Consider the following 1,621-nt stretch of genomic DNA (forward strand, 5'->3'; position numbering starts at 1 on the left):
ATCTTCCGCCCGCAAAAGCTCGAGTTATTTCTCTTTGCTGTAACTGGAGAGGCGGCGCTCAAGGTTAGTCCGAACCTGCGGCCACTCATCATCAATTATGCTATACCGTATAGAAGTACGTTTTCGGCCATCAGGCATAATTCGTTCATTTCTGATGATGCTTTCCTGGACTGCGCCAATACGGAGAATGGCAGCTTGAGAGCGCTCATTCAATACATCAGTCGTAAACTGAACGCGAACACAGTTCAGTTGCTCAAAGGCGTATCGCAGCAGTAACAGTTTACTCTCGGTATTTGCAGCTGTTTTTTGCCAGCTTTGTGAATACCAGGTATGACCAATTTCGAGCTTTCGGTTTTCTCTATCAATCTTCCAGAAACGTGTTGACCCAATGACGCGTTGGTCTGATGAGAGCGTTACAGCAAACGGCATGACTGTGCCTTCAGTTTGCCCCTGCAGGGCTTTCTGAATGTACGACTCAGCTGTGTCAGCAGACGGAACTACCGTAAATGGCAGGGACCAGAGTTCCCCATCCGCAGCAGCATCAATCAATAGCTGAGAATCTGTCTTAAGCAGAGGACGGAGCGTGACAAGAGATCCTTGCAATGTAGGCGTCATATTTGTGACCTTACAGTTATTTTGTGTCGATGGATTGGACTGCATAATCCTGTACCGAATGACTTACTATGCTCCGTTTACATTTAATAATCGACTAATCAAGAGGTGATTATCTACTTACTGCTCATGATGGCAGCTTGTCCGCTCCGTGCCTGGAATGGACTTTCCTCTTTTGTTAAACAAAGATATTGAAACGAAACCGTTTCATGATAAATCTATAAATATAATAAGACGAAAAGGAAGAACAAATGAAAATCAGACTTGCAGTACCTGAAGAGGCAGAGGAATGCTGGAATATAAGGAATCTTTCTATTCGGGAAGGATGTAAGCCAAGTTATTGTGCCTGGGTGCTTGAGGCCTGGACGCCTGAAGCTATGCCTGAACATTACAGGGTGGTTATTACGGAAAATCCTTTCTTTGTTGTCGATCTGCCTGATGCAGGATTGGTAGCAACGGGATATCTGGATCTTACCCAAGGTAGCGTAGAAGCTATTTTTACATTGCCGGATTATTTTGGTAAAGGTTTTGCTAGCCTGATTATTGAAACGATTAAAGCTGAAGCGATTAAAAGAGGGTTGAAACAGTTAACCTTGACCTCAACACCAAACGCGCAAACTTTCTACGAAAAGCATGGATTTATGTTTATCAAGGAAACTACATCCCCATCAAGACTTGCCCAAACAGATCTGCGTTGCATGGATATGTCCATCGCATTATCAGCCTGAGTTTTCTTTTGCTCTGGTGGGAAAGCTCACCAACGGAAATCTAATCGCTACGAGTTCAGTACAGCAGCTTCGAAGCCTTGGGCTGACTATAACTCATATGTTCAATGTCCGTTCCCCGCTCTAAACAGATCTTCAGAAAACGATACAGAATTCCGGCCACCAGACTTCAATCCCTTTCTGCTTCAGCTCTTTTCTAACCACGCGTTTAATCCAGGCTACCAACGATCCATCGTCATCCTGCTGCTGTGATTCTTCCATCGCTTTACGCAGTTCCGGAACCA

The 1,621-nt window shown here is 44.7% G+C and carries 2 protein-coding genes; one reads left to right on the forward strand and one right to left on the reverse strand.

Annotated features, from left to right (window positions below):
• Positions 1 to 24: 24 nt before the first annotated feature.
• Entirely contained in the window at positions 25 to 615 is a 591-nt protein-coding gene (locus JSN25_RS06825; protein WP_204525553.1) for a GNAT family N-acetyltransferase, read from the reverse strand.
• A 248-nt stretch (positions 616 to 863) separates the two neighbouring features.
• Between JSN25_RS06825 and JSN25_RS06830 the strand changes: the two genes are divergently transcribed.
• Entirely contained in the window at positions 864 to 1,340 is a 477-nt protein-coding gene (locus tag JSN25_RS06830) for a GNAT family N-acetyltransferase (RefSeq protein WP_204525554.1), read from the forward strand.
• The last annotated feature ends 281 nt before the right edge of the window (positions 1,341 to 1,621 follow it).

The sequence above is a fragment of the Citrobacter cronae genome (assembly GCF_016893685.1).
In the GTDB taxonomy this organism is placed as follows: Bacteria; Pseudomonadota; Gammaproteobacteria; order Enterobacterales; family Enterobacteriaceae; genus Citrobacter; species Citrobacter werkmanii.

Bases quoted from the DNA above. Each gene is read 5' to 3' on its own strand.
- JSN25_RS06830 (WP_204525554.1), top strand. From the start codon at position 864: ATGAAAATCAGACTTGCAGTACCTGAAGAGGCAGAGGAATGCTGGAAT.
- JSN25_RS06825 (WP_204525553.1), bottom strand. From the start codon at position 615: ATGACGCCTACATTGCAAGGATCTCTTGTCACGCTCCGTCCTCTGCTT.